The organism is Sporolactobacillus sp. Y61 (genome assembly GCF_040529185.1).
Lineage (GTDB): Bacteria > Bacillota > Bacilli > Bacillales > Sporolactobacillaceae > Sporolactobacillus.
Genome location: NZ_CP159510.1, coordinates 551,455 through 577,352 on the forward strand (window position 1 = coordinate 551,455; position 25,898 = coordinate 577,352).

The 25,898-nt window shown below is 47.1% G+C and carries 20 protein-coding genes and 2 pseudogenes; 7 read left to right on the top strand and 15 right to left on the bottom strand.

What is annotated here, in order from left to right:
- Positions 1-32: 32 nt before the first annotated feature.
- Both ABNN70_RS02690 and ABNN70_RS02695 read right to left on the bottom strand, forming a co-directional pair.
- The gene (locus ABNN70_RS02690) at positions 33-2,153 is read right to left on the bottom strand and encodes a heavy metal translocating P-type ATPase (protein ID WP_353948698.1); all 2,121 of its coding nucleotides are present in this window, start codon (positions 2,151-2,153) and stop codon (positions 33-35) included.
- Positions 2,146-2,517, bottom strand: coding sequence for a metalloregulator ArsR/SmtB family transcription factor (locus ABNN70_RS02695; protein WP_353948699.1), 372 nt, complete (start codon positions 2,515-2,517; stop codon positions 2,146-2,148). Before ABNN70_RS02695 ends, ABNN70_RS02690 begins: the two co-directional genes overlap by 8 nt.
- A gap of 463 nt (positions 2,518-2,980) precedes the next feature.
- Between ABNN70_RS02695 and ABNN70_RS02700 the strand changes: the two genes are divergently transcribed.
- From ABNN70_RS02700 to ABNN70_RS02710, 3 genes are all read left to right on the top strand, one after another.
- Positions 2,981-4,360 (top strand): sugar porter family MFS transporter, encoded by a 1,380-nt coding sequence (locus tag ABNN70_RS02700; protein WP_353949363.1) that lies wholly within the window; start codon positions 2,981-2,983, stop codon positions 4,358-4,360.
- 424 nt (positions 4,361-4,784) lie between these two features.
- Complete coding sequence (locus ABNN70_RS02705) at positions 4,785-5,987, top strand: MFS transporter (protein ID WP_353948700.1); 1,203 nt, start codon at positions 4,785-4,787, stop codon at positions 5,985-5,987.
- 201 nt (positions 5,988-6,188) lie between these two features.
- On the top strand, positions 6,189-7,091 hold the full coding sequence (locus ABNN70_RS02710) for an aldo/keto reductase (RefSeq protein ID WP_353948701.1): 903 nt from the start codon (positions 6,189-6,191) through the stop codon (positions 7,089-7,091).
- Positions 7,092-7,501: 410 nt separating this feature from the next.
- Here ABNN70_RS02710 and ABNN70_RS02715 read toward each other — a convergent pair whose 3' ends face one another.
- Positions 7,502-8,185 (bottom strand): VIT family protein, encoded by a 684-nt coding sequence (locus ABNN70_RS02715; protein ID WP_353948702.1) that lies wholly within the window; start codon positions 8,183-8,185, stop codon positions 7,502-7,504.
- 375 nt (positions 8,186-8,560) lie between these two features.
- Between ABNN70_RS02715 and ABNN70_RS02720 the strand changes: the two genes are divergently transcribed.
- The 4 genes from ABNN70_RS02720 (at position 8,561) to ABNN70_RS02735 (ending at position 12,412) form a co-directional block, all read left to right on the top strand.
- Entirely contained in the window at positions 8,561-9,232 is a 672-nt protein-coding gene (locus ABNN70_RS02720; protein ID WP_353948703.1) for a response regulator transcription factor, read from the top strand.
- A gap of 2 nt (positions 9,233-9,234) precedes the next feature.
- Positions 9,235-10,506: a HAMP domain-containing sensor histidine kinase gene (locus tag ABNN70_RS02725; protein ID WP_353948704.1), complete on the top strand. Its 1,272-nt coding sequence runs from the start codon at positions 9,235-9,237 to the stop codon at positions 10,504-10,506.
- Positions 10,507-10,625: 119 nt separating this feature from the next.
- Positions 10,626-11,081 (top strand): DUF2231 domain-containing protein, encoded by a 456-nt coding sequence (locus tag ABNN70_RS02730; RefSeq protein ID WP_129930277.1) that lies wholly within the window; start codon positions 10,626-10,628, stop codon positions 11,079-11,081.
- Positions 11,082-11,221: 140 nt separating this feature from the next.
- Entirely contained in the window at positions 11,222-12,412 is a 1,191-nt protein-coding gene (locus tag ABNN70_RS02735) for an AGE family epimerase/isomerase (RefSeq protein WP_353948705.1), read from the top strand.
- On the opposite strand, the gene ABNN70_RS02740 is transcribed toward ABNN70_RS02735, so the two are convergent.
- From ABNN70_RS02740 to ABNN70_RS02795, 12 genes and pseudogenes are all read right to left on the bottom strand, one after another.
- Positions 12,407-13,306, bottom strand: a complete 900-nt coding sequence (locus tag ABNN70_RS02740; protein ID WP_353948706.1) for an SDR family oxidoreductase — start codon at positions 13,304-13,306, stop codon at positions 12,407-12,409. The genes ABNN70_RS02735 and ABNN70_RS02740 overlap by 6 nt on opposite strands.
- 343 nt (positions 13,307-13,649) lie before the next feature.
- Positions 13,650-13,904, bottom strand: coding sequence for a hypothetical protein (locus tag ABNN70_RS02745; RefSeq protein WP_353948707.1), 255 nt, complete (start codon positions 13,902-13,904; stop codon positions 13,650-13,652).
- 857 nt (positions 13,905-14,761) lie between these two features.
- A complete protein-coding gene (locus ABNN70_RS02750; RefSeq protein ID WP_129930282.1) occupies positions 14,762-15,571 on the bottom strand; it encodes an arsenite methyltransferase in 810 nt (269 codons plus the stop codon).
- Positions 15,572-15,708: 137 nt separating this feature from the next.
- Positions 15,709-17,004 carry an arsenic transporter gene (locus ABNN70_RS02755; protein ID WP_353948708.1) on the bottom strand — a complete coding sequence of 432 codons (1,296 nt, stop codon included), beginning with the start codon at positions 17,002-17,004 and terminating at the stop codon, positions 15,709-15,711.
- Positions 17,005-17,110: 106 nt separating this feature from the next.
- Positions 17,111-17,398 carry a hypothetical protein gene (locus ABNN70_RS02760; protein WP_353948709.1) on the bottom strand — a complete coding sequence of 96 codons (288 nt, stop codon included), beginning with the start codon at positions 17,396-17,398 and terminating at the stop codon, positions 17,111-17,113.
- 23 nt (positions 17,399-17,421) lie between these two features.
- A pseudogene (gene arsA / locus ABNN70_RS02765) lies at positions 17,422-19,184 on the bottom strand (arsenical pump-driving ATPase).
- 19 nt (positions 19,185-19,203) lie between these two features.
- Positions 19,204-19,565, bottom strand: a pseudogene (gene arsD, locus ABNN70_RS02770) (arsenite efflux transporter metallochaperone ArsD).
- 18 nt (positions 19,566-19,583) lie between these two features.
- A complete protein-coding gene (gene arsC, locus ABNN70_RS02775) occupies positions 19,584-20,012 on the bottom strand; it encodes an arsenate reductase (thioredoxin) (protein ID WP_353948710.1) in 429 nt (142 codons plus the stop codon).
- 66 nt (positions 20,013-20,078) lie between these two features.
- Positions 20,079-20,399 (bottom strand): metalloregulator ArsR/SmtB family transcription factor, encoded by a 321-nt coding sequence (locus ABNN70_RS02780; protein ID WP_353948711.1) that lies wholly within the window; start codon positions 20,397-20,399, stop codon positions 20,079-20,081.
- A gap of 303 nt (positions 20,400-20,702) precedes the next feature.
- Positions 20,703-22,508, bottom strand: a complete 1,806-nt coding sequence (gene glmS / locus ABNN70_RS02785; protein ID WP_353948712.1) for a glutamine--fructose-6-phosphate transaminase (isomerizing) — start codon at positions 22,506-22,508, stop codon at positions 20,703-20,705.
- 382 nt (positions 22,509-22,890) lie between these two features.
- Complete coding sequence (glmM, locus tag ABNN70_RS02790) at positions 22,891-24,249, bottom strand: phosphoglucosamine mutase (RefSeq protein WP_353948713.1); 1,359 nt, start codon at positions 24,247-24,249, stop codon at positions 22,891-22,893.
- A gap of 275 nt (positions 24,250-24,524) precedes the next feature.
- On the bottom strand, positions 24,525-25,835 hold the full coding sequence (locus tag ABNN70_RS02795; RefSeq protein ID WP_353947737.1) for a transposase family protein: 1,311 nt from the start codon (positions 25,833-25,835) through the stop codon (positions 24,525-24,527).
- Between the last annotated feature and the right edge of the window lie 63 nt (positions 25,836-25,898).

A 25,898-nucleotide genomic window follows, 5' to 3' on the forward strand; every position in this document is an offset into this window, starting at 1 on the left:
TCCTCCCACTTTTTTCAACATTCTGTCAGTCATCACTTGTCTCGGACTCTGGTCAGCCGTAAACTGTTCAAAGTCACCATTAACGTTGCGCCCACATCCGCTAAAATGGCAATCCACAGCGTCAGCCATCCGGGGAAAACAAGCATGATCGTGGAAAATTTAATTACCAGTGAAAATGAAATATTCTGCTTGATCACCGCCAGTGCTTTGCGGCTTAACCTGATCGTATAAGGCAATTTTGTTAAATCATCAGACATCAGAGCAATGTCGGCAGTTTCCAGGGCAGCATCTGTCCCGGCCCCTCCCATCGCAATGCCCAGGGTGGCTTCTGCCAGTGCCGGGGCATCATTTACACCATCACCAACCATTGCGATATTTTGCCGCTTTCTATGAAACGACTTAATGACATTCAGCTTGTCTTCCGGTAATAGTTCTGCCTGTATGTCCGTAACACCGGCTGCTCTTCCTATCGAGCCGGCTGTTTCTTTATTATCTCCTGTCAGCATCACCGTGTGTTCAATCCCGGACCGGTGAAGTGCGCTGATCACCGGTTTTGCTGAATTCCTTAACTGATCCGCCACAGCAAGGACTGCCAGAAGGCTGCCGGCTGTTCCAAAGGCCAGTACCGTCTTCCCCTGTTTCTGAAAGGTATTGATCCGGGCACGGACAGGCGGCTGTATGCCATCGGGGAGAACTTCTTCAAAAAGCTTTGGACTGCCCGCATAATAAGTTTTCTGATTTATTACTGCTTTTGCACCTTTACCTGTTAATGATTGAAAGTCAGTCACGACCTGATCATGGAAATGAAGTCCGCGCGCTTCTGCCTCCCTGACAACGGCAGTGGCAAGCGGGTGCTGCGAAAGCTTCTCGAGTGCCGTCATTAACGTTAACAGATCCGCTTCATTCCCTTTTATCGTCAGAATATTTGTAACCTCCGGAACTCCTTTTGTTAACGTTCCTGTTTTATCAAAAGCAATGACTTTCAGCGAACCGGCCTGCTCGAGATGGATGCCGCCTTTGATAATCACCCCATTCCTGGCGGCGTTTCCAATTGCCGTTACAATGGCTACAGGGGTTGAAATCACTAATGCACAGGGACAACTGACCACGAGCATGGCTAAACCAAGATAGATCCAGTGCCCCCACGACGCGCCTGTAAAAAGTGGCGGAACAAGGGCAATCAGCAAAGCGCAAATAATGACGGCCGGCGTATAATATTTTGCAAAACGGTCAACGAAAGCCTGCGAAGGCGCCTTTTCTGCCTGGGATTCTTCCACTAAATGAATAATTCTGGAAAGTGTGGTGTCTTCGACTTTCTTCGTCACCTCGATTTCCAGTAATCCTTCTTCATTCAGCGTGCCGGCGAAGACTTCATCACCCATGGTTTTGGCTTTCGGAACAGATTCACCTGTAATAGCCGACTGATTGATCGTTGACGTCCCTCTGACGACTCTGCCATCCATCGCCAGCTTTTGTCCGGGCTTCACGATCATGATGTCACCGATTCGAACGTTTTCAACAGGCATCATCAATTCCTGACCATCGCGACGGATCAGTGTTTCTTTTGGCGCCATCTTCAGCAGAGACTGAATCGACTGTCTGGCCTTAACTGCCGAATAACTCTCCAGAGCTTCGCTTATGGCAAAGAGAATAACAACAACGGCGCCCTCCTCAAATTGACCAATCGCTGCTGCCCCAATAATGGCAATCGTCATCAGCGTATTCATATCAAAATCCAGACGGATCAGACTTCTAAGACCATCGATAAACAGGGAATAACCTCCTGTGAGGATAGCAGCAAGATAGCCGATTGTGGGAATCAGGCTCTGCTCTCCGATCTGAGTCCCGATGATCCAGCTGACAGCGGACAGAACGGCAGAAAGATAGACTTTCCTGTTTGCTTTTCGTTTCCAGAAAGGTTCCTGTTCTTCAATTTGTTCCGACTCATTGTACACCCTCAGGTTTTCAAATGCCCCGGCTTTTTCCAGAGCTTTGATTGTTGTATGGCCAATAACCGTAATCTTTGAAGCACCGAAGTTGACCCTGGCTTCAGAAACGCCCTCCAGCCTTCTCACATTTCTTTCGAATTTTAATGCACAGCCCATACAATCAAAGCCCTGTACGCGATAGGACGATACCTCTTGATCAGACATGAACCTTTTCTTCTTTTCCGGGCGAACGGACCAGGGTGAATAATTGTCTTACGTGCGCATCCTTAAGTGAATAAAACGCCATTTTCCCGTCTTTCCGGCAAGTGACAAGGCCCTGCCTCTTTAAAGCACGAAGATGATGTGAGGCCGTTGCGACAGAAGACCCAATGATGTTGGCAACGTCACAGACACACAGTGCCCTTTCCTGACACAGTGCAAATAAAACCTTTGTCCGGTTTTCATCCGCCATCGCTTTGCATAACTGAACGACGCGGGACAGGTCGTCCCTCTCAGTCTTCAGCTTCCCTTGTATGCGTGTTACCTTTTCTTCGTCATAACAATAAATGTCACATGTATCGTCAGCCAACCCGTCTCATCTCCTCATTCAAATGATTGTTTGATTATATTATAATCTATTTCGTCCATTATTCAAATGAGCATTTGAATATATCCGCGATGAGGCCATCATTGATTTTATTTTCAGATTCTTTAACCTTCTTTGACGTCATATTTATTTCATGCTAGACTGATAAGTAGACTATAAGTGATCGGTTATTCAGCAGCGTGAATCACTGACTCTGTCCTCTGTCTCCGGTACTTTCAGATTTTTTAGCACTCCGCGTGTTATTCGGAAGATACACTACCCTTGATATACCTTCTGATTCTCAAAATAATTAATTTATTCATCTCATTTCTGGTTGAATCATGAATTGATTTTTAAAAGGAGGAGATAACTTATTAGTTTGATAAAAAAATCAGAGAAGTTATCAGACGAAAACAGTAACGATGCCCATATCAGCTTTCGTCGCAACCCTGGTAAGTTTCTGAAAATGATTACGGTCATATCTACATTCGGGGGCCTTGTATTCGGGTATGACACAGGCGTCATTAATGGTGCCCTCCCGTTTATGTCCCGGGAGGATCAGCTGAACTTGAATCCCTTCACTGAAGGGGTTGTCTCCAGCTCTTTACTGCTTGGTGCTGCTTTCGGGGCGGTTTTTAGCGGCAGACTTGCTGATAAAAAAGGACGCCGAAGGATGATTATCTCTCTCGCTGTCCTTTTCCTTGTGTCAACGCTTGGCTGTACTTTAGCACCGACTGCCGGAGTCATGGTCTTCTTTCGATTCCTGCTGGGTCTGGCGGTTGGTGGCGCTTCAGTGACTGTTCCTACCTTTTTAGCGGAAATGGCACTTGTTGGAAAACGTGGCCGCATGGTGACTCAAAACGAATTAATGATCGTGACCGGACAATTACTGGCTTACATTTTCAACGCACTTCTTGCCAACCTGTTCGGTGATGCCTCACATGTATGGAGATATATGCTGGTACTGGCCACTCTCCCGGCTGTCGTTTTATGGATTGGCATGATGTTTGTCCCGGAGAGTCCACGGTGGTATGCAGCTAAAGGAAAATTTGGAAAAGCATTAAGTGTCCTTTCCAAAATACGCTTGGAACATCATGTCAAACCCGAACTGAGGTCGATCAAAAAATCCATCCGTGAAGACCGTCAACTCAAAAAAGCAACATTTAAAGACCTCAATACGCCGTGGATCCGGCGTATTGTCTTCATTGGCATCGGGCTTGCCGTCATTCAGCAAATCACCGGCGTTAACTCGATTATGTATTATGGAACGCAAATTCTCCGGCATGCAGGATTTAATACGGAAGCTGCCCTGATTGCCAATATTGCAAACGGTGTCGTTTCTGTACTGGCCACTTTATTTGGTATCTGGCTTCTTGGAAAGGTAAACCGTCGTCCGATACTCTTCACTGGTTTGACAGGAACGACCTCAGCACTGATCATGATCGGTATTTTTTCACTGACGCTTCATGGAACTGCATTACTGCCGTTTTTTGTTCTGGCGATGACAGTCACCTTTCTTGGGTTTCAGCAGGCCACTGTTGCTCCCGTCATCTGGCTGATGCTTTCAGAAATCTTCCCGCTCAAATTACGCGGATTAGGCATGGGGGTCAGTGTATTTTGCCTTTGGTCAACAAACTTTCTCATTGGCCTGTTTTTCCCGGTCCTGATGAACCAAATCGGCTTATCCACCACCTTCTTCCTCTTTGCAGTTTGCGGAATAGGCGCTCTTATTTTCGTCAAAGCATTCGTTCCTGAAACCAGGGGACATTCTCTGGAAGAAGTGGAACATCTATTTCGTATGATGGATAAGCATGCACAGAGCAGTCAGGCCAATCTGAACGATTAACTGAGCAATGTTTATACCGGTTATTTTATCTTTTTTCGCGTCAAAATGGAATGATTCATTATTAACGGCCTGAGCCCGTACTCCTCAGGCCTTTTTTTCATGCATACGATTTACAGGAGAGCCGCAGCCAAAATATGGACTTACCATCCAATTGTCACAATCGGCACACTACGTGTAATCATTGACAACAATTTCTCAGATCAGTGACAAAAATCATTGAAAACCCTTTCAAAAATAAACATTTTGAATTATGATAACATTCAAGAGCAGTCAAAGGATACAGAAGATACGTACATATTTCAATGACATGTTCCTGTCCCTGGTTTTATTGACTCGTTGTTTTTCAGTCGAGGGTTCAGGTTTGGCTGCCGGCGGCTTCAGTTGTCTATTACGGGAACGGTTCGTTCAGAGAGAGGCGCGGCTATTGGAAACGATCGGTACGATCAAACGGGGGACCGGCGCATTTTGGAGAGCCGGCGGCGCGGTGTTCGCGGGCAGTTTCATTACGTTTGCCAACCTGTATTGCACGCAACCGTTACTTCCGGTTTTTTCGCATCAGTTTCATGTGACGCCGACGGTATCCAGCCTCACTCTGTCAGTGTCGTCAGCCGTGCTTGCGGTCTGTATGCTGCTTGCGGCGGCGCTGTCGGAAAGACTGGGGCGGAGGAGGATCATGATCCTTTCTGTATTTGTTTCGTCCCTTGTCGTGATTCTGACCGCTTTCAGTCCGAATTTCACCACATTGATCATCCTGAGGCTCGCGGAAGGCGTCGTTCTGGCCGGTCTGCCATCGCTTGCAATGGCTTATGTGAGTGAAGAGTTTGATCCGGGAAGTTTAGGCGTGGCCATGGGGTTGTATGTCAGCGGCACGACTGTGGGCGGGATGTTCGGACGAATCGCCGCCGGTATGCTTACCGATATCTTTTCATGGCGTTACGCACTTGCCGTTATCGGCATCGTGAGTCTCCTATGCAGTGTTTATTTTTGGCTCGCCCTGCCTGCTTCGACACATTTTCACGGGCACTCTTTTTCGCTGAAAGAGACCATCCGTTCTTTTGGCCATCATCTGAAATCACCGGTCCTGTTTTCTGTTTTCGGCATCGGCTTTCTGCTCATGGGCAGTTTCGTAAGCCTGTATAACTATATCGGCTATTTATTGACGGGCGCGCCTTACCGGCTCAGCCAGACGGCATTTGGCTGGATTTTTACCGTTTATATCATGGGGACGATCAGTTCCGTCTGGATGGGGAAGCTGGCCGACCGTTTCGGACGGACGAAAGTGCTCGGCATCGGAATGATCATCATGTTGACCGGCGGTTTGCTGACACTAGCGCCGTCGCTCGTTGTCATTGTGATTGGAGCGGCTGTTTTCACCTTTGGTTTTTTCGGCAGCCACTCCGTTGCAAGCAGTTTAGTCGGGAGGCTGGCGAAGAGTGATCGGGCACAGGCTTCTTCTTTATATCTGCTGTTTTACTATGCCGGATCGAGTCTTGTCGGATCGATAAACGGCGTAAGCTGGAGTCTGTATCGCTGGCACGGGGTTATTCTGATGATTGGGTCTGCGATCCTGCTGTCCATGCTGCTGGAACTTTTAATTATTCGCTTCATGAAAGGGCATGTTGACTGATTGTATTGCTGTTTCGTACACGCGCAGGCAAAATTGGTGGGACTCTTTCGGGTAAAAGGGCGGCTTCTGAAGCGAATGGGCAACAGCCATGAGACGAGCCGTCAGGCAAAAGAATGGACCAGTTCGGGCAAACACTTTGTTTGAAGCGAGTCGGATCAAACGTTAGAATAATATGTATATGGACAAGGAGGGAATATGTTTATGCAGATTTCGGCAAAATCGCTGACAGACACGTATACGCTGAACAATGGCGTGAAGATCCCGGTGGTCGGGTTCGGGACGTGGCAGTCCGCAGACGGTGACGAAGCGTACCAGGCGGTCCGCTGGGCACTGGAAGCCGGCTATCGCCATATCGATACGGCCTGTGAATACCTTAATGAAGAATCGGTAGGAAAGGCAATTAAGGATTCCGGAGTTCCTCGCGAAGATTTGTTTGTAACGACTAAACTCTGGAACTATCAGCGCAAATCGTATGACGATACACTGCATGCTTTTGACGATTCGTTGACCCGGCTGGGTCTGGACTACGTAGATTTGTATCTGATTCACTGGCCAAACCCGATTGAGTACACCGATCGCTGGCAGCAACTCAACGCGGACAGCTGGCGGGCGATGGAAAAAATATATCATGACGGTCGTGCAAGGGCGATCGGCGTTTCCAATTTCCGCGAGAATCATCTTGATGAACTGGCTAAGACTCAGACTGTGGCTCCGATGGTCAATCAGATCTTTCTGAATCCCGGCGATCAGGAAAAAAGTCTGGTAGCTTACGATCAGGAACACAATCTGTTATCAGAAGCCTATTCGCCTCTTGGTACAGGTCAATTGCTCCATGTGCCTGAACTGGCCAGGATTGCCGAAAAGCACGGTAAGTCGGTACCGCAGATCCTGATCCGCTGGAGTCTGGAAAAGGGCTATCTGCCGCTGCCTAAGTCAGTCCACAAACCGTACATTCAGGCAAATACCGAAGTCTTTGACTTTGAACTGGATGACGACGATCTGGCTCTGCTGGCAAAGCTGGATGGTAAAGGGGCACAGCATCAGGATCCCGACACCAATACGTATCGCCATGTCGTTCCATTTCTCAGCAAAGCAAGTAAATAAGCGCGTGTCCGGACCGAATTTGACTGAACCTGGCCCGAACCCGGGCAGCCGGAAAGGTTTTTTTCGGATTCAGTGTTTTGAAAGAAGATATGGGAAGAGCAGAATTTTGTTTTTGTTGCTTTCCCGTTCAGGGACATCTCTCAGGTCATGCATTCTGAGAGATGTTCCTTTTCGTTTTCAACTTTTTTATTGATTCATTTTGTAAGGCTGGTGCTGATCCTGTCAGGCAGAAAAAAATGATCCGCATCATATGCCTTATGCCTTAGCGGAGGCTGATCGGATCATCTTAGTTTATAGCGCTGCATCCGCTCTAAGCGGATATTGCCATCCCGCCAGTGCCTGCACACCGGCGGATTTGTTTTCCTTTTTCTCAGAGAAGGGCATCCCCGCTGACGGCTCTTGATTCATCGTCAGAACAAGGTCCCGACGCCATAAGTAACGAGCATAGTCAGCCCGCCAACCACGACATTTCGCAGCACGGCCCTCCCTTTCGGCGCTTCCCCCAAATGAGCACTGACGTAACCGGTCAGGGCGAGGGCTGCAAGCACGGCCAGAACAGTAAACTGGACCCGGACAGGAGCCGGAAGCAGCACAATCGTCAAAAAGGGAAGAATCGCACCGACGGTAAATGAAAACATGGATGAAAAGGCGGCATGCCACGGACTCACGTATTCACCCGGTTGGATGCCAAGTTCCGCTGCGGAGTGGGCGGCAAGTGCATCTTTGTTCATTAAATCGACGGCCACTTTCCTTGAAAGTTCCGGAGACAGCCCATGATCTATATAGATCTGTGCAAGTTCCTTGATTTCGCCGTTATAATCATCTCTAAGTTCTGCTTTTTCAATATCAACCATTGCTTTTTCCGTATCTTTCTGGGTGCTGACAGATACGTACTCGCCACCGCCCATCGAAAAAGCACCCGCCAGAAGCCCCGCAAGTCCTGAAATCAAAATCGTCATCGAGTTCGTCGTCGCGCCGGCAACCCCAAGGACGATACCGGCTGTCGACACAATGCCATCATTCGCGCCTAACACCCCCGCGCGTAAAACATTCAATTTCTGATTCATTTTACTTCCTGATTGTTCCTCTGCCATAAAGATACCTCTTTTCCTGAACTGATCGTCCTTCCTGCTGTTCCCACAAATCTCTACAGTGAAAATCAATTATTCTAATTGATAATGGGAATCATCATCAGGACCCTGAAAACGCACCAAGCTGCCACCATTTAGGTGACAGCCTGGATACAATACATTATAATTATTTTAATAATATAATTATCTTATAACGGACCGGAGAAAATGTCTACCAGAAAAGCACAACATTCCCGATGTTGCATGGTCCCGGACTTTTTCCCTGACAAAGATGCGAAGCTTATAACATACGCTGTGATGATCCTGCCACCGTTGCAGGTTGTTATACCGGCAAGATTGCCCTATTATTCATTCTCTTAAAAGATGAAGGTGCATACGATGAAAATCCTGCTCGCTGAAGATGATGTGCGCCTCAGCAGGCTGATCATGAAAATGTTGAAAAAAGAGCAGTTCACTGCAGACTGGGTTGAAGACGGGAAAGCTGCTTACGATCAGGCTGCAACAGGCAACTACGATGTTCTGGTTCTGGACTGGATGCTCCCCGGACAGAGCGGAGTAAGCGTCAGCCGGGCACTCAGGGACAAAGGATACAGCGGCGCTATTTTAATACTGACGGCGCGTGACGCGCTGGAGGATCGTGTCCATGGTCTCGACTCCGGTGCTGATGACTATATGGTCAAGCCGTTCGCTTTTGAAGAACTCTTTGCCCGCATACGATCGCTCTCCCGAAGAAATTTCTTTCCACTTGAAAAGAACGTCATTCGAACCCATGATCTGGTCATCGACCTGTCCGGTCATATCGTAAAAAAGAGTGGAAAGACGCTCATGCTGACCCGCCGCGAGTATCAACTACTGATCTATCTGGTTAAAAATAAAGGGAGAATTCTTACAAAAGAGATGGTCATTGGCAGCGTATGGGAGGAAGCGAGTGACGTCACATTCAACACGATTGAAGCTTATGTAAAGCGTCTTCGCCGAAAACTCGGCCTGTCGAAAAAAAACAGTTATATTCAGACTATTCGCGGTCTCGGTTATATGTGGGTGGATTAAGCATGTTTAAACAACTGCAGAAGAGGCTGACGCTGACATACAGCCTCTTCTTTTTTCTTACACTTGCCATTCTTTTTGTGATTCTTTACTTTGTTTTTCAGAACATGATCTATCAGTCAGCCGAGGGGCAAATCGAAGAAATGGCGAGCAATCAGGCGACAGCGTTCAGCAAAGGACAGCGGATCAACAGCGGGCAATCAGAAAACTCTCCTTATCTGATAGGCCTTTTTTCGGAAAGCGGCAACGATCTTATCGATAAATGGAAATTACCAGACGACTTGCAGGATGATTTCGCCAGGCGGATCGCTGACCACAAGTTTTCCGGATTGATAAAATACAGATCTGCCGGAAACGGAGAAGACCTGCTGATCTATGCAATAAAACCCGTCAATTACAATCATGGATCTGCTTCCGGTTACCTGCTGGTTGCCAATGAATTGAAACAGACCCATGAACTGGTTGAAAGCTGGTTCCGTCTGCTTGTTGTGCTCGGTCTCGCCGCCGCCTCCTTTTCGCTGCTCATCGCCCACTTTCTGGCCAGACGTGCTGTACGCCCGATTCAGCAGAATTATGAAAAACAAAAAGCATTTGTCACCAATGCCAGTCATGAACTGCGTACGCCGCTCAGCGTGTTTTCTGCTTCTCTTGAATATTTTGAAACCGAAGAAAGGCATCGCATGTCCGAGTCATCAAAAGAAACCCTTCGTGATCTGAAGTCTGAAACAGCTGAAATGACCATGCTGATCCGCCATCTGCTGACGCTCGCTAAAGCAGACCAAAACAAGCTGTCAATCATTCGATCAGATTGCGACGTGCTGCATATTTTTCATGCTGTGATTCCGTATTACCGTCAGAGAGCGCTGCGCGAAAACAAGTCTTTCACAGTCAATCTCCCGAATCATCCGTTAATCATCCATGCGAATCCGATCGAAATAAGACAGCTCCTGACCATTTTCCTTGACAACGCCATAAAGTATACAGAAGCACATGATGAACTGGCGCTAAAATCATGGGCAGAAAAAGACGGCCGGAATTTCTGCTTCGAAATCAGAGACACCGGTATCGGCATAGCCGAAGTCGACCAGAGGCATATATACGACCGGTTCTACCGTGCGGAAAAGGGAAGGGCGCGCCAAAGCGGCGGGAGCGGACTCGGCCTGTCGATCGCCCATGAACTTGTTGATGCCTATCATGGACAAATCCGCTTTGAAAGCAAAGTTCATGAGGGAACTGTTTTTCAAGTCGCTCTTCCCATTCTCAGGCATCGCAGATAATTGAACTGGAACAACCAGATAATAGCCTTACGGATAACCTGATTCTGAAATATCATGAATTGTTCAGTTATCTTTCAGTTTCCTTTTGTATCATGATGGCAGAAAAGGAGACGATAGATATGTCTGGAATACCGCTTCACCCGTTGCTTGTCCATTTCCCGATTGCGCTGCTCCTCATGGGAACCGTTCTGCAGATTGTCGCAATTTGGAAGAAAAAGTTTTTTGATAAAGCCGCCCTGCTCCTGTTGTCGACCGGATTCATTTCCGGAGTTGCCGCCTATCTTTCAGGAGGGGGAGCGGTCAGGTTTGCCGCTGCGCATTGGGGCAGTGCCTATAAGTCGCTTGCTGAGATTCACGAACTGTACGCGTTCGCCACGATGGTGCTGTTTGGTATCGCCATCAGTTTACGCATGCTTCTTCATTACTTTCGAAGAAAATTCCTTATGCCGCTCATACTGGTCTTTTGCATCCTGGGATCGGTCACTCTGGGCATAACCGGCCATTACGGCGGCCAGATGGTGTACGTTCAGAAGCACGCCGGGTCCGCCGTTACAACGCTGACTGTCAGTCGGTGAATATACAGTTTTATTGATTACTGGTCAAATGCTTCATGTTGATGTGATCCTAAAATAAAAAGTGGCTGTCTTTTTCCCCGCCCCCGTGACTATGTGTCAGAGCGGCTTCATAAAGTAGCTTATACGGGGAGGGAGCTAAGTTGCAGCGGAAATTTCCGAACTTTACATCAGCACATTTTCTAAAACAGCATATCTTTGATACGGTTAACTTTTATGCACCGCGATGCGCAGATCATGTTCATGGTGGATATATCAACTGCTTTCTTGATGACGGAACCATATGTGATTATGAAACGAAGCAGCTTGTGGGTCAGGCAAGATTTTTGTTTATTTTCAGTGTGGCATCCATGTTGCATCCTGCCCGGGCGTACCGGCAACTGGCAGAGCGCGGCATTTCATTTTTGCAGAACCATCAACACGACCCCGTTCATGGCGGATACTACTGGGAATTGAAAGGCCAATGTGTCACTGATTCAACGAAAAAAGCATATGGCCATGCCTTTGTTCTGTTAGCCGCGGCTATGGCAGCAAGAGCAGGCATATCTTCTGCTGTTCCCATGATAGCCGATACATTCGATGTATTAGAGCGCTATTTTTGGAGGGAAAAAGAGGGGCTTTATCTTGATGAAATCTCAGCCGACTGGTCCGAAATATCTCCCTATCGGGGACAGAATGCCAATATGCATCTATGTGAAGCCATGATGACCGCCTATCAGGCCACCGGGAACAGGCGTTATCTTGATCGGGCCAAACACATTGCTGAATCGGTCATGTTTCGTCTTATTCCCCAATCGGGCGGCCTCATCTGGGAGCACTATCATGAAGACTGGACCATCGATTGGACGTACAATTTGGGCATCACGAAAAGTGAGCTGCGTCCTTATGGCTATATTTTGGGTCATTCCATTGAATGGAGCAAGCTGCTGCTGCTTATGGAACAGCTTGAACCCGGCAGTTGGCGTGTACCGATGGCAAAATCCTTATTCCGTTGCGCGCTTCACCTGGGATTAGACCGTGAGAACGGAGGGATTTACTTTAGTATGGCTCCTGGGGGTCACATCATCGATTCGGATAAATACTACTGGGTCATGGCAGAAACGTTAGGCGCATCAGCACTATTTGCCGTATATGATCGCAGCAGTCTGTATCTGTACAATGATCTATTTGCCTATTGCCGGACCTATTTTATTGATCAGCAAGGAGGAGGCTGGTATCAACTGCTTAACAGGTTCAACCACCGTTACAGCAATATAAAAAGCCCGCCTCCCAAAACAGATTATCATCCCATAACGAATTGTCTTACAGCATTAACATCCTTTTACAGATTATGAAGCGACAAAACCGCCACCGTTAATATGAATGGTCTGTCCCGTGATATACGAGCCATCACCTGAAGCGAGCAGCACATAGACAGGGGCCAGTTCGTATGGCTGACCTGCACGTTTCATTGGGACGTTACCTCCAAACGTTTTCACCATATCAGGTGTAAACGTTGCCGGAATAAGTGGCGTCCAGATGGGTCCCGGAGCAACAGCATTCACTCGAATTCCCTGGTCGACGACGTTATTGGCAAGCGCCCGTGTAAAGCTGACGATTGCCCCTTTCGTCGTCGTATAATCGATCAAATCCTTACGGCCAATGTAAGCGTTAATCGATGTGGTATTAATGATGCTGCTTCCTGCATGCATATGAGGAAGGGCAGCCTTTGTCATGTAAAAAAAGGGATGTATATTGGTGTCAAACGTTATATGCCACTGCTCATCACTAATATCCACAAAATGGTTTTGGACAAACTGAACCGCTAAATTATTGACGAGGACATCTACTCTGCCAAATGTTTCAAGGGTGCAGGTGATGACATACTTACAGTGCTCTCGGTTACGTAAATCCCCCGGAAGTAAGAGACAGCGCTGTCCCAGCTGCTCAACTGCCTGCTTTGTTACTCTGGCATCTTCATGTTCATCGAAATAGGCAAGGACCAGATCTGCGCCTTCTTTTGCGAACGCTACCGCCACTGCTCTGCCAATTCCGCTGTCACCACCACTGATGATGGCAACCTGGTTCTTCATTTTTCCGGTTCCAATATAGTGAGGATTATCATAAACAGGTCGAGGGATCATTAAATATTCCAGGCCGGGTTGTCTGGCCTGATGCTGGGGTGGGAATGTGTAGGTGACTTCTTCACACTTGATTTCTGATCCGAAATCGAAGGACTTTGAATCCATGATAACACCTCTTTAGGCCATTTACCTGTAATGTATTCAGAGGAAAAAATAATGTTAATGCCCAGGCTGGATAGGTCCTTTTTGTGTGTCAGTTCCTCCTCAACTGTTGTTTTTAAACCTTATCGTTAAAAGATAGGCCAGAATAATAGAAACGACGATCAGGAAAAGGTCGATCAGGAAGGAGCCCGGAGTTGAATAAAATGCGTTTGAAATATACCTGGATAGATACAGCATAAAAAGGAAGTTAATTATGTATTGGATCCACCAGACTATTTTTTCTATCATATCTAAATCCCCTTCCCATCTCTGTTAAATAGCAATAAAAAACACGCCTTAAGTTCCATTAAGTATACTTTATGGCGCGATATTTAGAAACTACTTTATCAGGCGCATACGCATGTTGTCCTTCCTCCTTAGCTCGAATCATTTGGCGGATGAACGTCCCGGAGTCATTTGCAATCTGCTGTCCCTTTGGAATGAATTTACGGATCATCTCATTGTGACGCTCATTCAGGAATCCGCGATCAATATAATCGTATAACGTACGCATCCGGACCCTGACCTTGTTTGTCCACTTCGGATCCCCTTTCTGCTGCACCACAGATCGCGTCCGGAGACCATCTGTCTGGAGACAGGATCTCTTCTCGGCACAGGTGAAGGCAGACGAGTCCTGTTACCCGCGATTTCTTTTTTTAAATAGCTGATGTAATGGGTTAGCCGCATGTGAATCACTTTTCAGACGGTAACCCCTTCTTATTTTTTCCGGTTGCTTTTCTTTGATGCGTCCCAGGGGCATCACCAGCATCAGCAGAGAATCAGCCCGCAGCGAATATACATTTTTTCCATACCTCCCTCGTCACTCACCTGCGACACGGTTCACTGTGACGCGGCAAATAGTAAAATAAGCAGAGATTTTCCGGTTAGGGGCAGAACGGAAATCTTTTCCGGGGGGGTATATAAGCGGATATTTTCCGATTATGTCAGGCAAAAAGCTCCATTTTCCCGTTTCTCCAGTCAATAGGCGGAGTCTCTCCGTCTATTTTAGCTATTTATAAATTTAATGACTCCGTAAGCGGAATTTTTCCGTCTATTCATCTGATCATGTGCTTAGCCTGATCCCCCCAACCGATAAGAGTGGATCCCAGGTCACTTCCACCAATATTTTCCATATGGGAGTCAATTTCCCCGATAGTCCCTGATTTTTGACCCTGCGACTTCAGATTTTTCCTCTATTTTGAGAGAAAATGATTTCATAACTCGTTATAATCCCTTTTGACACATGGGATTCCCCACGTCAGAAATAGAAACAGCCATGCGTGCATGGATAAGGTATTATAATGAGTCTGGCATTAAAGAAAAACCCGGTGGTCAGAGTCCGATTGAATTTCGGATTTCAACCACCGGGCAAGCAGCTTAAAACGGTGTCCAACTTTTGGGGTTGTCACTTTCCTCCTGTTAAGGCTTAGTCGCCTGAATGTTCGATGAGACAATATATTCTTCAATCCCTGTTTTCGGAGACCAGTCCCTGATAAATTCTTTTGAAGTGTCTTTAGGTTCAATGCTTATATCCTGAAAGCCAGCATCTTTCAACATGTTTTCCAAATCACTGATCGATGATGCACCGGAGATACAACTGGAATAGGAGGTATCGAGATCATTCTTAATCTCCGCAGGCAATTCTGCTGTCAATACAACATCAGAGATAGCAAGCCGCCCCCCTTTTTTCAGAACCCGGTATGCTTCTTTCAAAACCTGAGGCTTATCCGGTGCGAGATTGACCACGCAATTAGAAATGATCACATCTATCGTTTGATCTCCGACTGGAAGATGTTCAATTTCTCCGAGGCGAAAATCAACCTGATTAAAGGATCCTTTAGCTGCATGACTCCGTGCTTTACTGATCATTTCCGGCGTCATATCCACACCGATAACGTGTCCCCTGGAACCAACCTGATGGGCGGCGAGAAAACAATCGAATCCGCCTCCACTGCCGAGGTCGAGAACAGATTCACCCGGCTTTAATGAAGCAATAGCCTGCGGATTTCCGCATCCCAGACCCAGATTCGCTCCTTCCGGAACAGCGGACAATTCCTCTGCTGAGTAGCCGAGTTTCGCTGATACGTTGTCGCGTTCTGCAGATGAATTACAGCAGCAGCCGGCATTGGAAGAACAGCAGCCTGAAGCTGCTTCAGGCGCCACTTCAAGGGCAATTTTTTGATAACGATGACGAACGTTTTGTCTGATTTGATCGTTAGAAAGGCTCATAAAAGGTTACTCCTTGTTTCAATTATTTTAATAAGGTTTCTAATCGCAATACTGTAAAAAACTTTCTGTTGCAATAATTGATTTATTATCACTTGTGATTCGTGCTTTTAAACCAAGTTCAGCATGACGCTTTACTTTTACCCAAATAGAATCGTCGATAGATATACACCCACCAGAGTAATAAACAAAACAGGGATAGTAATCACTATGCCGATTTTAAAGTATTGCCCCCATTTAATTTTTACGCCTTTCTCTGCAAGTACATGGAGCCACAGTAGAGTTGCCAGCGATCCAATTGGGGTCATCTTTGGTCCAAGATCGGCACCGACAACGTTTGCGTAAACCAGGGCACGATGCATGATGCCGGTCATTGACGTCGCATCAATAGACAGAGCATTAATCATTACGGTCGGCATATTATTCATTAAGGCGGACAGAACGGCAGAGACAAAGCCCATCATTACCGTTCCTGCAAAAAGTCCACCCCTGGCTCCTGTTTCAATCACGCTGGCAAGCAGTTGAATAATCCCCGCATTCCTTAATCCGTAGACAACGACATACATACCTAAAGAGAAAAAAACGATCGCCCATGGTGCACTTTTCAGAATCACTTTTGTATGAATTGCCGGGCTTCTGTTGCCGAGTATCAAGAAAATAAACGCGATGGTGAGCGCAATAAAGGATACTGGAATGTTAAACAGACTGCTTACAAAATAACCTGCAACCAGTATGATCAGGACAAACCAGGAGATATGAAACATACGAATGTCTTTCAATGCTGATGAAGGGGTTTTCAGATCAGAGATCTCATATTGATGCGGCCAGTCCTTATGAAAATAGAGATACAGCACCGTAACACTGGCTACAAACGAAAAAAGAGTTGGTATGAACATGTGTAAAGCGTAACGGCTAAATGTGATGCCAAAGAAATCAGCTGAGACAATGTTCACCAGATTACTGACAACAAGTGGCAGCGACGTTGTATCGGCAATAAACCCACAGGCAATCACGAAAGGAAAAACACGCCGTTCATCAAATTTTAGTGCCCGAACCATGGCCAGTACGATCGGTGTCAAAATCAATGCACCCCCATCGTTGGCAAACAAGGCAGAGATGACCGCACCCAGTATGGAAATGAAAATAAACATCCGGATACCGTGCCCATCAGCCAATCGTGCCATATGGAGCGCTGCCCATTCGAAAAAGCCGATGTGATCCAAAATCAATGAAATAATGATGATCGCAACGAATGACAGGGTTGCATTCCATATGATTCCGGTGACGGTCCAGACATCATTGAAATGAACCACACCCACAAGCAGGGCAAGTACGGCACCCCCGCAGGCTGACCAGCCAATCGAAAGATTTTTCGGCTGCCAGATGACCAGCGTCAGAGTCAGTAAAAATACAATTATAGCTAAAACTGCAGACATCCTGTTTTCCCCTTTTCTCCCTGAACAAAAATTAAAATAAAGCCAAAAATAAAGTGGAGCCAGAATTTAGTAAATTCTAACTCCAATGTAAGTAATGGAGGATGGCTTAGCAGCAACCGGAAGGCCCGCACCCACAACCTCCTCCGTCAATGACCAGACTCCCGTCAACAACGCTTATCGTCAGTGAATCTGTCTGCTGCCCGGTTTCCTGATTCATGATCACCGGGACACCATTGATTGGGGTTGGCTGCTCACCTGATTTCTTATGATCCAGAGCAAATCTCAGTGAAACGCCGCAGCAGCCGGGTTGGGTATCAACACGCAGACAATCGCAGTTGTGTTCCTCCATACTTTGACTAAGTATTTCTTTAGCTTCATCTGTAACCTGCAACATTTTTCTTTACTCCTTTTGATGTATTAAGAAATTTTGAGCCCCTGTACTTTCATGCCTTTTCCCAGCCAGGGAATGACAACAAAATGATGTCCTGAATCCTCCGCTATGCGATGAATCCATGTACGCTCGGCCCTTGCCCGTGTTTTCAGCAATACATTTTCCGTCTGTGTGATCATCAGGCTCTGATTGATAACCCACCAGGCTGGCACGATCCCGGCACGCTTCAAATCTTTTGCCAGTCGTTCAGACTCAAACACCGGTGTGGTCTCTGCCAGCGTGACAATGACAACCGCTGTTTCCCCGGATCTCTTAATCGGGGCAACAGATGCTGAACTGAGGCAGGGACTTCGCCGGCCGAATGAGCTATTTCCCGATGATAGGCTTCTGTACTATCCAGAAGCAGCAATGTGTGTCCGGATGGGGCGGTATCAATCACAACAATTTCATTTTTAGACCTTTCAACGACATTGGCGAAAGCACGAAAGACAGCAATCTCTTCTGTACATGGTGATCGAAGGTCTTCCTTCAGATAAGCCAGACCTTCCTCATCCAGTTGATCCCGCGAGCGATCCAGCACCGTCTTCCGATAATCCTCAACCTCTTTTTTCGGATCAATCCGGCTTACTGTAATCTCTCCATACTCTGAGGAAATGGGATCTAAATGGCCGGCCGGATCTGTCGTCGTCAGGTGAACCTTGTTCCCACGCGCTGCCAGTTCCACAGCTATTTTTCTGGCAATCGTTGTCTTGCCGACGCCGCCTTTTCCCATCGTAAAGATAATACGCTGTTTTTTCTTAAGTAAATCATCAATCATTACCTGAAGTTCAGGGTACCCGGCAGAGTCTTCTCCATGTGTCTGGCGTTCGTTCCCTTTATCTCCATCTGAAAAATGGTCAGATAATAATCGTCTGATGTTTTGGACACCAGTCATGTTAAAAGGCGCAAGAAAAATATCGAATGACTGCAGGTCTTTCAGTTCTTCAGGAAGATTGGCCAGTGCCTGGTTTTCTCGTTCCAGAAAGGCAGCGGCTAAAGCATCATCCGCGCTCGCTCTTTTCATTCGTCCATTAATCAGCAAATACTGATTTTTTATTCCTGTTTTTTTCAGCTCTCCGGATGCCCGGGCCGCTTCTTTTATCGCTGAAGTCTCCGGACGGGTAACCAGCATCAACATGGTTTTTGTTCGGTCCGAAAGCGCCTGAACCGTTTCTTTATATTGCTTTTTCTTATCGCTTAAGCCGGCAAGCGGGCCCAGGCAGGAAGCACCATGTGTGTTCTCCTCGAGAAATCCGCTCCATGCCGTCGGCAGCTGCAGCAGGCGCAGAGTATGTCCGGTAGGTGCCGTATCAAAAATGATGTAGTCAAACGATTGAACAACTGACTGATCCGTTAGCATTGAAGAAAAAGCATCAAAAGCCGCAATTTCTACAGTACAGCTTCCGGAAAGCTGCTCTTCCATCTGTTTAACGGCTACATCCGGTAACTGATCACGGTAAGGACCAACAACTCTTTCCCGGTACTTAGATGCCGCTTCCTCCGGATCCAGATTTGAGACAAAAAGATTGGGCACCTCAGGTATTTCTTTATATGCCATATTCAGTGGCGTATCAAAAACATCTTGCAGGTTGGAGGCCGGATCCGTGCTGATCAACAGTACCTTTTTCCCCTCGTCTGCCAAGGCAGTAGCTGTCGCGCAGGCGATAGAGGTTTTTCCGACCCCGCCTTTCCCTGTAAAGAACAGGAAGGGTGTTAAATCCATGGATTGAGGATGAAACAGGTGAGACATTTGAATCTCCTTCTTTCCCTTACTTGTTCACCACGTTAAGCTTGATTTGAAACTGCTGCTTTTTACCGATTTCGTCAATGGATACTTTCGTCCAATCAGCCAGTTCCTGATTGCTGGGATAATTTCCCTTTTTAACGACCTTTCCATCAGCAATCGTTACAGGAAGCACATCCATGCCTTCACTTTCCAGCAGATCCTGGATGGCCTGGTTTTTAGCAAAAGCCCCCGATGGTTCGTTAAATTGAAACGGGAGATATTCACTCCGCCCTTTCTCAAATTGTGCACGGCACCGGTGATCCGGATCAGTTCCGGATCAATACCGGGTCCGCAGACACCGGTTGAGCAGCACATGGCTGGTTCAAAAATCTGGATGGTTTTCATCAAGACTCATCTCCATTTTTAATGATTCAGTGACTTCTCCTCTTCTGCAAACTGTTTGATTCGTTTACCAATGCCATCACGGACACGCTGGAACACCGCCCATTTTTCTACCTCTGTTCCCTGTGCTTTTGCCGGATCCTCGAACCCCCAATGTTCTCTTCGAACATGAGGAGGGGTCATTGGGCAACGTTCTTCTGCATCACCACAAAGCGTAACCACCAGGTATGCCTGATTTAACAGGTTTATGTCGATGACCTTCGACCCCTGCATCGAAATGTCAATACCGACTTCTTTCATCGCTTTTACCGCGTTCGGATTTAATCCGTGGGCTTCAATTCCAGCTGAACGGACGTCAAATTCTTCTCCTAAATATTTTTTACCAAACCCTTCAGCCATCTGACTGCGGCAAGAATTACCGGTGCAGAGAAAGTAGATGATTTTTTTCATGTGGACGATTCCTTCCATTTTAACTAACAACTGATTTGAGCCATGCTCATATCACTTAATGAAATATTAGTTACACTCAGAGCTTCCGCATCTGCCCACATGCTGATCCGGCAGAGAATCAATAATGACAGACACATAATCTGGAACTGATTTGTTCAGACTGTAATACACCCAGGTCCCCTGTTTTCTTTCCTGGATAATGCCTGCCAGACGCAGTTTTTTTAAATGCTGACTGATCGCCGGCTGCGAAGCATTTAGCAGGTCAACAAGTTCACACACACACAGCTCCCCGTGCTTTAAGTAAGAAAGAATCGTAAGGCGTGTTTTATCACCAAGCAGTTTAAGCAAGGAAGAAGTTTCAGCGACATCTTCAACTACTGCGTTCATATATTCACCTCCGCTTATATTCCCTAGCCTTTATATTACTGCAAACTTATATATGTTGCAATGAGAAACCATGCTCTTTGAGACATTGAAGCAGAAAACCGGATCAGGTCTGCTGAGCGTTATTTCAGCCGTCTCGACCCTCAGCGTAATCGTGCAATTTTATCTTCTGTCCAATGATTCGTTTGGTTCGGCAAACAATCACCCCTGAAAAAGAAAAGACTGCTACTATGATTAACTCATAGCAACAGTCTCAGTAAAGAACTTTATTCGATAGTACAATATATCTTACTTACTTATTTACAATTATTCCACCGTTACCGATTTGGCCAGGTTTCTGGGTTTATCAACATCGCATTCGTTCTGCAGGGCCGCATAATAGGCGATCAACTGCAGTGGAATGGCGCAAACAAGTGGTGTCAGGGCTTTGTGCACTTTGGGGAGCACAATCTGGTCACCGGGCTGGCTGGTCACACCATCCATACTGATGATACAGGTATGAGCGCCGCGCGCCGAGACTTCTTCGACATTATTTCGGATGCTGTTATTGACATTTTCCTGTGTGGCAAAGGCGAGAACCGGGGTTCCGTCTTCAATCAGGGCAATGGTACCGTGCTTCAGCTCACCGCCTGCAAAGCCTTCCGCCTGAATATATGAGACTTCTTTCAGCTTCAGAGCAGCTTCCATGCAGACGTAATAATCAAGGCCGCGGCCAATATAGAACGCGTTATGTGTGATTGACAGATAATCACGGGCAATGCCCTGAAGCAATGTTTTTTCATCAACCATCTGTTCCATCGCCTGAGCAGCGATACTCAGTTCATGGGTCAGGTCAAAGTCAGGTGTCATACCCTTTCGCTTCGCAGCCGCTACGGCAAGAAGTGAGAAGACAGCGATCTGTGCGGTGTAGGCTTTGGTCGATGCGACGGCGATTTCCGGTCCGGCATAGAGCAGCATTTTATAATCCGCTTCCCGGTAAAGGGTTGAGCCTTCCACATTGGTCATTGTCAGAGTCGGGTAACCCAGCTTTTTGACTTTAACCAGGACGGCACGACTGTCGGCCGTCTCACCGCTCTGGGAGATAAAGATAAACAGCGGTTTCTTCGAGAGAAGCGGCATATTATAGGAAAATTCACTGGAGATATGCACTTCTGTCGGGATCCCTGCAATTTGCTCTATCAACTGTTTTCCGACAACGCCGGCATGGTAGCTGGTACCGCAGGCGATGACATACACGCGGTCGCACTTCGTCAAAGCGTCAACAATGGCCGGATCAACCTTTATATTACCCTTCCCATCGCTGTACTTCTGTACCAGTCTGCGGATGACCGCCGGCTGCTCGTCAATTTCCTTGAGCATATAATGTGGATAAGCACCCTTTTCCGTATCAGCCGCATCAAAAGAAACGGTAAAAGGAGCTCTTGACTTCACGTTGCCGTCCAGATCTTTGATCGTATAGCTGTTCCGCGTGAGGACAACAATTTCCTCATCCATCAGTTCGACATAGCGTTTGGTCTTCTGAATCATGGCTGTCGCATCACTGGCAACGACATTGAAGCCATCGCCCAGTCCGATCAAAAGCGGGCTCTTATTTTTTGCCACATAAAGCGTTTCACTGTTTTCGGAGTCAAGGAGGGCAATGGCGTAAGAACCGTCGATCAGTTTCAGTGTCTTGCGCAGGGCTTCCTCCACACCAAGTCCATCGTTTACAAAGCGTTCAACCAGCTGAACGGCCACTTCCGTATCCGTGTCGCTCTTCATCGGGACGTCAGCGAGATAGTGCTCTTTCAGCTGACTGTAATTCTCAATCACCCCATTATGAACGATGGTGAACCGCCCAGAAGCGCTCTGGTGTGGATGAGCATTCCGACGGCTGGGTTCGCCGTGCGTCGCCCAGCGGGTATGCCCGATACCCAGTGTGGCATGAACAGCAGGATCAACCGATTTTTTCAGAACGTCAATCCGCCCTTTTTCCTTAAACACATGAACGCCGTCGCCATTGAGCAGAGCAATCCCCGCCGAATCGTAGCCGCGATACTCGAGATTAGTCAGACCCTTCAGTAAAATGTCACTTGCATCCTCATTGCCAATATAGCCAACAATACCACACATAGGAATGAACCTCCCTGTGAGGCAAGAAAGCTCAGGGGGCAATCCTGCCCCACTTGTTTTTTTGTGCTTACTGTCCGGGTTCTGTCCAGAAAGTTGCCTTCCTGTTTTGTGTGCGGACTTACGGTGCAAGCAAACCGAGAGGCATCCGCCGAGTTCTTCGATAAACCTCTTCCTCGTCAACTATTCCTGATTTTTCTCCGTCACTCGGAATAGTCCAGGCGCTTTCTATTCAGTTCAACTGCCCTCTTTTCCATTTCTGAGTCAAACACATGACTTAGTCTATCAATCCTGCATGCCCTTTCAACTGTTCTTTCTGCTTTATATTTATTCGCAGGAAGTGTCTCCTGTGCAGGGTCATTTTGCCAATTATATAAACGAAAACTTATTGCCTGATCTTGCCGCCAAGCTCAGATTCAATCACTTTGGCAATGCGGGAAACAAATGCATCGCAGGCCTCTTCGGTTGGTGCTTCTGCCATCACACGAATGAGCGGCTCTGTCCCTGACGGACGAACCAGGACGCGGCCGTCTCCCGCCATTTCTGTCTCAACCTGACTGATCACCGCGGCGACAGCCGGCTGATCGGTCACATGGAATTTGTCAGCAACCTCGAGGTTCACCAGTTTCTGAGGATATTTCTTCAGCCCGGCCGCAAGTTCGGATAATTTTTTCCCGGTTGCCTTCATGATGCTGACCAGCTGGAGTGCCGTCAGCATGCCATCCCCGGTTGTCGCGTGGTTGAGGAAAATAATGTGGCCGGACTGCTCGCCTCCGAGTACGTAACCACCGGCACGCATTTCTTCCATGACATACCGGTCCCCGACCTTTGTCTGCTTTGTTTCAATCTGAGCCTCTTTCAGTGTTTTATAAAGGCCAAGATTACTCATGACCGTTGTGACCAGTGTATTCTTATTCAAAAGTCCCTTTGATTTCATATAGGTTGCACAGATATACATGATCTTGTCACCGTCGATCACATTGCCGAGTTCGTCAACAGCAATCAGACGGTCCCCGTCACCGTCAAAAGCAAGCCCGCAGTCGGCCCCTTTTTCGACGACAAATGCTGAGAGCGCATCCGGATGCGTAGAACCCACGCCCTCATTAATATTCTTCCCGTTCGGTGAGGTCCCTATGGTCACAATATCCGCTTCCAGATCGGCAAACAGATGAGGAGCAAGTGAACTGGTTGATCCATTGGCACAATCCAGAGCCAGACTCATCGTTGAAAAGTCTTCATCCTCAATGGTCTGTTTCAGAAACTGGATATATTTCTGACTGCCTTCAAAATAATCACTGGAGGCGCCCAGGTTGACACCGGTCGGGCGCGGGAGGTCATCCTTTTCTCTTGCCAGCAGGGCTTCGATCGTTTCTTCCACGTCGTCACTTAATTTGAAACCGTCGCTGCCGAAAAATTTGATGCCGTTATCAGCTACCGGATTGTGAGAGGCGGAAATCATGACTCCGGCACTTGCATCCATGGCTTTCGTCAGATAAGCTACGCCCGGTGTCGTAATCACACCCAGACGCATGACTTCTACTCCAATGGAAAGCAGCCCCGCAATCAGGGCATCTTCAAGCATATACCCGGAAATACGGGTGTCGCGACCAACCATGACTTTCGGATGATCCGTCGTTTTTGTCAGGGCATAACCGCCTGCTCGGCCCAGTTTAAAAGCCAGTTCCGGTGTCAGCTCACTGTTCGCAACTCCTCTGACTCCATCCGTTCCAAAGTATTTCGCCATTTCCAATCTTCCTGCCTTTCCTTTCAACCTGGTTGCTGCTTTATTGTAAACTTCAGCCGGGTTTCTGTCAAAAGCCTTTTTAACTGATCAGCTCTGAGGAGTAAATTTTTGTGAGGCCCTCCGTGTCATGCGAATAGCTGATCTGATTTTACATATATTTCCAATTCTGCTTTTCCGCTTTTTTTGAAAAAGGGACAAGCCAAATTTTGATGGCCTTTTTTAATTTTTTTTGACTGTAGCTTTGCCTGGCATTCCCCCTTTCTGATATACTGTTCTTAACCGGTAAACCGGACTTGCATCGGTTTCACCAGGCTAGCCATATCCTCCTCTGTTAATCTGCGTGTCCGAATCGCTTCTAACAGGGCTGAGGATATTTCTTTTGCCGTCTTTTTTTGCGTACGGAGCAGTTTTGACCCCTTTTCATATAACTGCATCAAAATATCCGCAATCTGTGTAAGAAGATAGTGATTCTTCATCGCCTGATGATTCTGGCTGTTCACGTGTTGAATGGCGTACTGTACGTGCTTTTGTCGATTAAACCCCTGATTTTCAATCTTCCAGCGCCTTCGCCCAACCGCTACCAACACCTCTGCCTTCTTCTCCGTGATAGGCAGATTGGTCAGAAACAGAAAGGTGTGTGTTTTTTCTTTTTCCTGAACCGTAGCCTCCAGGGCATTTAGTTTTCTTTCCTGGTAGGCGATATCATTCACCCAGTAGGTCGTTGCAGATTGTCCCCGATACTTCAGCGCTTTCAGCGCCTCGAATTCCTGCGCCACACTCGGAATACTGCCTGCTTTGAAGCGAAACATGTATTTCCAGCGGTTAGCCTCACATCGCTGAAAGACTGATTCACACGCATATAGGCTATCCGCCAGGATACAGATGGGCAGACGCTTGAAGGTCGCTTTCAATCGGGTGCTCAGGCGCTCGAAGGCGCGACGTTCACAGTCCTGTTTGGTCACGTCCTCGTGCTCGTTCTCTATAAATTCCGAGTCGATACTCAGCACCATATCCCCAACGACCAGTTTGGCTTCCAGAACGTGATGCTGGTAATCCGTCCAGGTTTCTCCGGTCTTTTTGTGGGTATGTTCGCGTTTCAGGCAATGTGCACAATGCTTCTTGTTAAAGTGGAAAAGCCCGGTCCCATCAATGATAATCCCCCAATACTTCCCCTCGATCCGTTCGGCCTCAAAACACCGCTTTTTGAGGAGCTCCCGGATTAAACCGATGCGAATGTTTTCCAGTTCCTTCGGATCAAGCCGCGACAGGAAATCGTTGATCGTGTCATAGTGGGGCAGTTCATGAAGCTCCTGAGTAGCGAGCATCTTTTGCAGGTTATCGATACATTCTTCACGATTAAGTCCGTTGCTCAGGCTGCGCATGCTGGTGAACTGACAGACATTTTTCAGGATCATCATCCAAAGCATCAAGTCTGAATCATAGGTGACATAACTCTGGTGTCTCGGATCTTTGACCTTTCTGAGCCTGTTGGTGAATCCTTTAAAGAAATGATGGCATATTTTCTGAAACTCGAGAAAATAATTGACGTTCTTCTCCTGCTCTCGTTTCTCTTTCCGTGTAATCATAAGAACCTCCTAAAAAAATAGCACTATTATGGGATTTATTACTGTTAAATTATCTCATATATA

Bases quoted from the DNA above. Each gene is read 5' to 3' on its own strand.
- ABNN70_RS02690 (WP_353948698.1), bottom strand. From the start codon at position 2,153: ATGTCTGATCAAGAGGTATCGTCCTATCGCGTACAGGGCTTTGATTGT.
- ABNN70_RS02700 (WP_353949363.1), top strand. From the start codon at position 2,981: ATGATTACGGTCATATCTACATTCGGGGGCCTTGTATTCGGGTATGAC.
- ABNN70_RS02710 (WP_353948701.1), top strand. From the start codon at position 6,189: ATGCAGATTTCGGCAAAATCGCTGACAGACACGTATACGCTGAACAAT.
- ABNN70_RS02715 (WP_353948702.1), bottom strand. From the start codon at position 8,185: ATGGCAGAGGAACAATCAGGAAGTAAAATGAATCAGAAATTGAATGTT.
- ABNN70_RS02720 (WP_353948703.1), top strand. From the start codon at position 8,561: ATGAAAATCCTGCTCGCTGAAGATGATGTGCGCCTCAGCAGGCTGATC.
- ABNN70_RS02725 (WP_353948704.1), top strand. From the start codon at position 9,235: ATGTTTAAACAACTGCAGAAGAGGCTGACGCTGACATACAGCCTCTTC.
- ABNN70_RS02730 (WP_129930277.1), top strand. From the start codon at position 10,626: ATGTCTGGAATACCGCTTCACCCGTTGCTTGTCCATTTCCCGATTGCG.
- ABNN70_RS02740 (WP_353948706.1), bottom strand. From the start codon at position 13,306: ATGGATTCAAAGTCCTTCGATTTCGGATCAGAAATCAAGTGTGAAGAA.
- ABNN70_RS02750 (WP_129930282.1), bottom strand. From the start codon at position 15,571: ATGAGCCTTTCTAACGATCAAATCAGACAAAACGTTCGTCATCGTTAT.
- ABNN70_RS02755 (WP_353948708.1), bottom strand. From the start codon at position 17,004: ATGTCTGCAGTTTTAGCTATAATTGTATTTTTACTGACTCTGACGCTG.
- ABNN70_RS02760 (WP_353948709.1), bottom strand. From the start codon at position 17,398: ATGTTGCAGGTTACAGATGAAGCTAAAGAAATACTTAGTCAAAGTATG.
- arsC (WP_353948710.1), bottom strand. From the start codon at position 20,012: ATGAAAAAAATCATCTACTTTCTCTGCACCGGTAATTCTTGCCGCAGT.
- ABNN70_RS02780 (WP_353948711.1), bottom strand. From the start codon at position 20,399: ATGAACGCAGTAGTTGAAGATGTCGCTGAAACTTCTTCCTTGCTTAAA.
- glmS (WP_353948712.1), bottom strand. From the start codon at position 22,508: ATGTGTGGTATTGTTGGCTATATTGGCAATGAGGATGCAAGTGACATT.
- glmM (WP_353948713.1), bottom strand. From the start codon at position 24,249: ATGGCGAAATACTTTGGAACGGATGGAGTCAGAGGAGTTGCGAACAGT.
- ABNN70_RS02795 (WP_353947737.1), bottom strand. From the start codon at position 25,835: ATGATTACACGGAAAGAGAAACGAGAGCAGGAGAAGAACGTCAATTAT.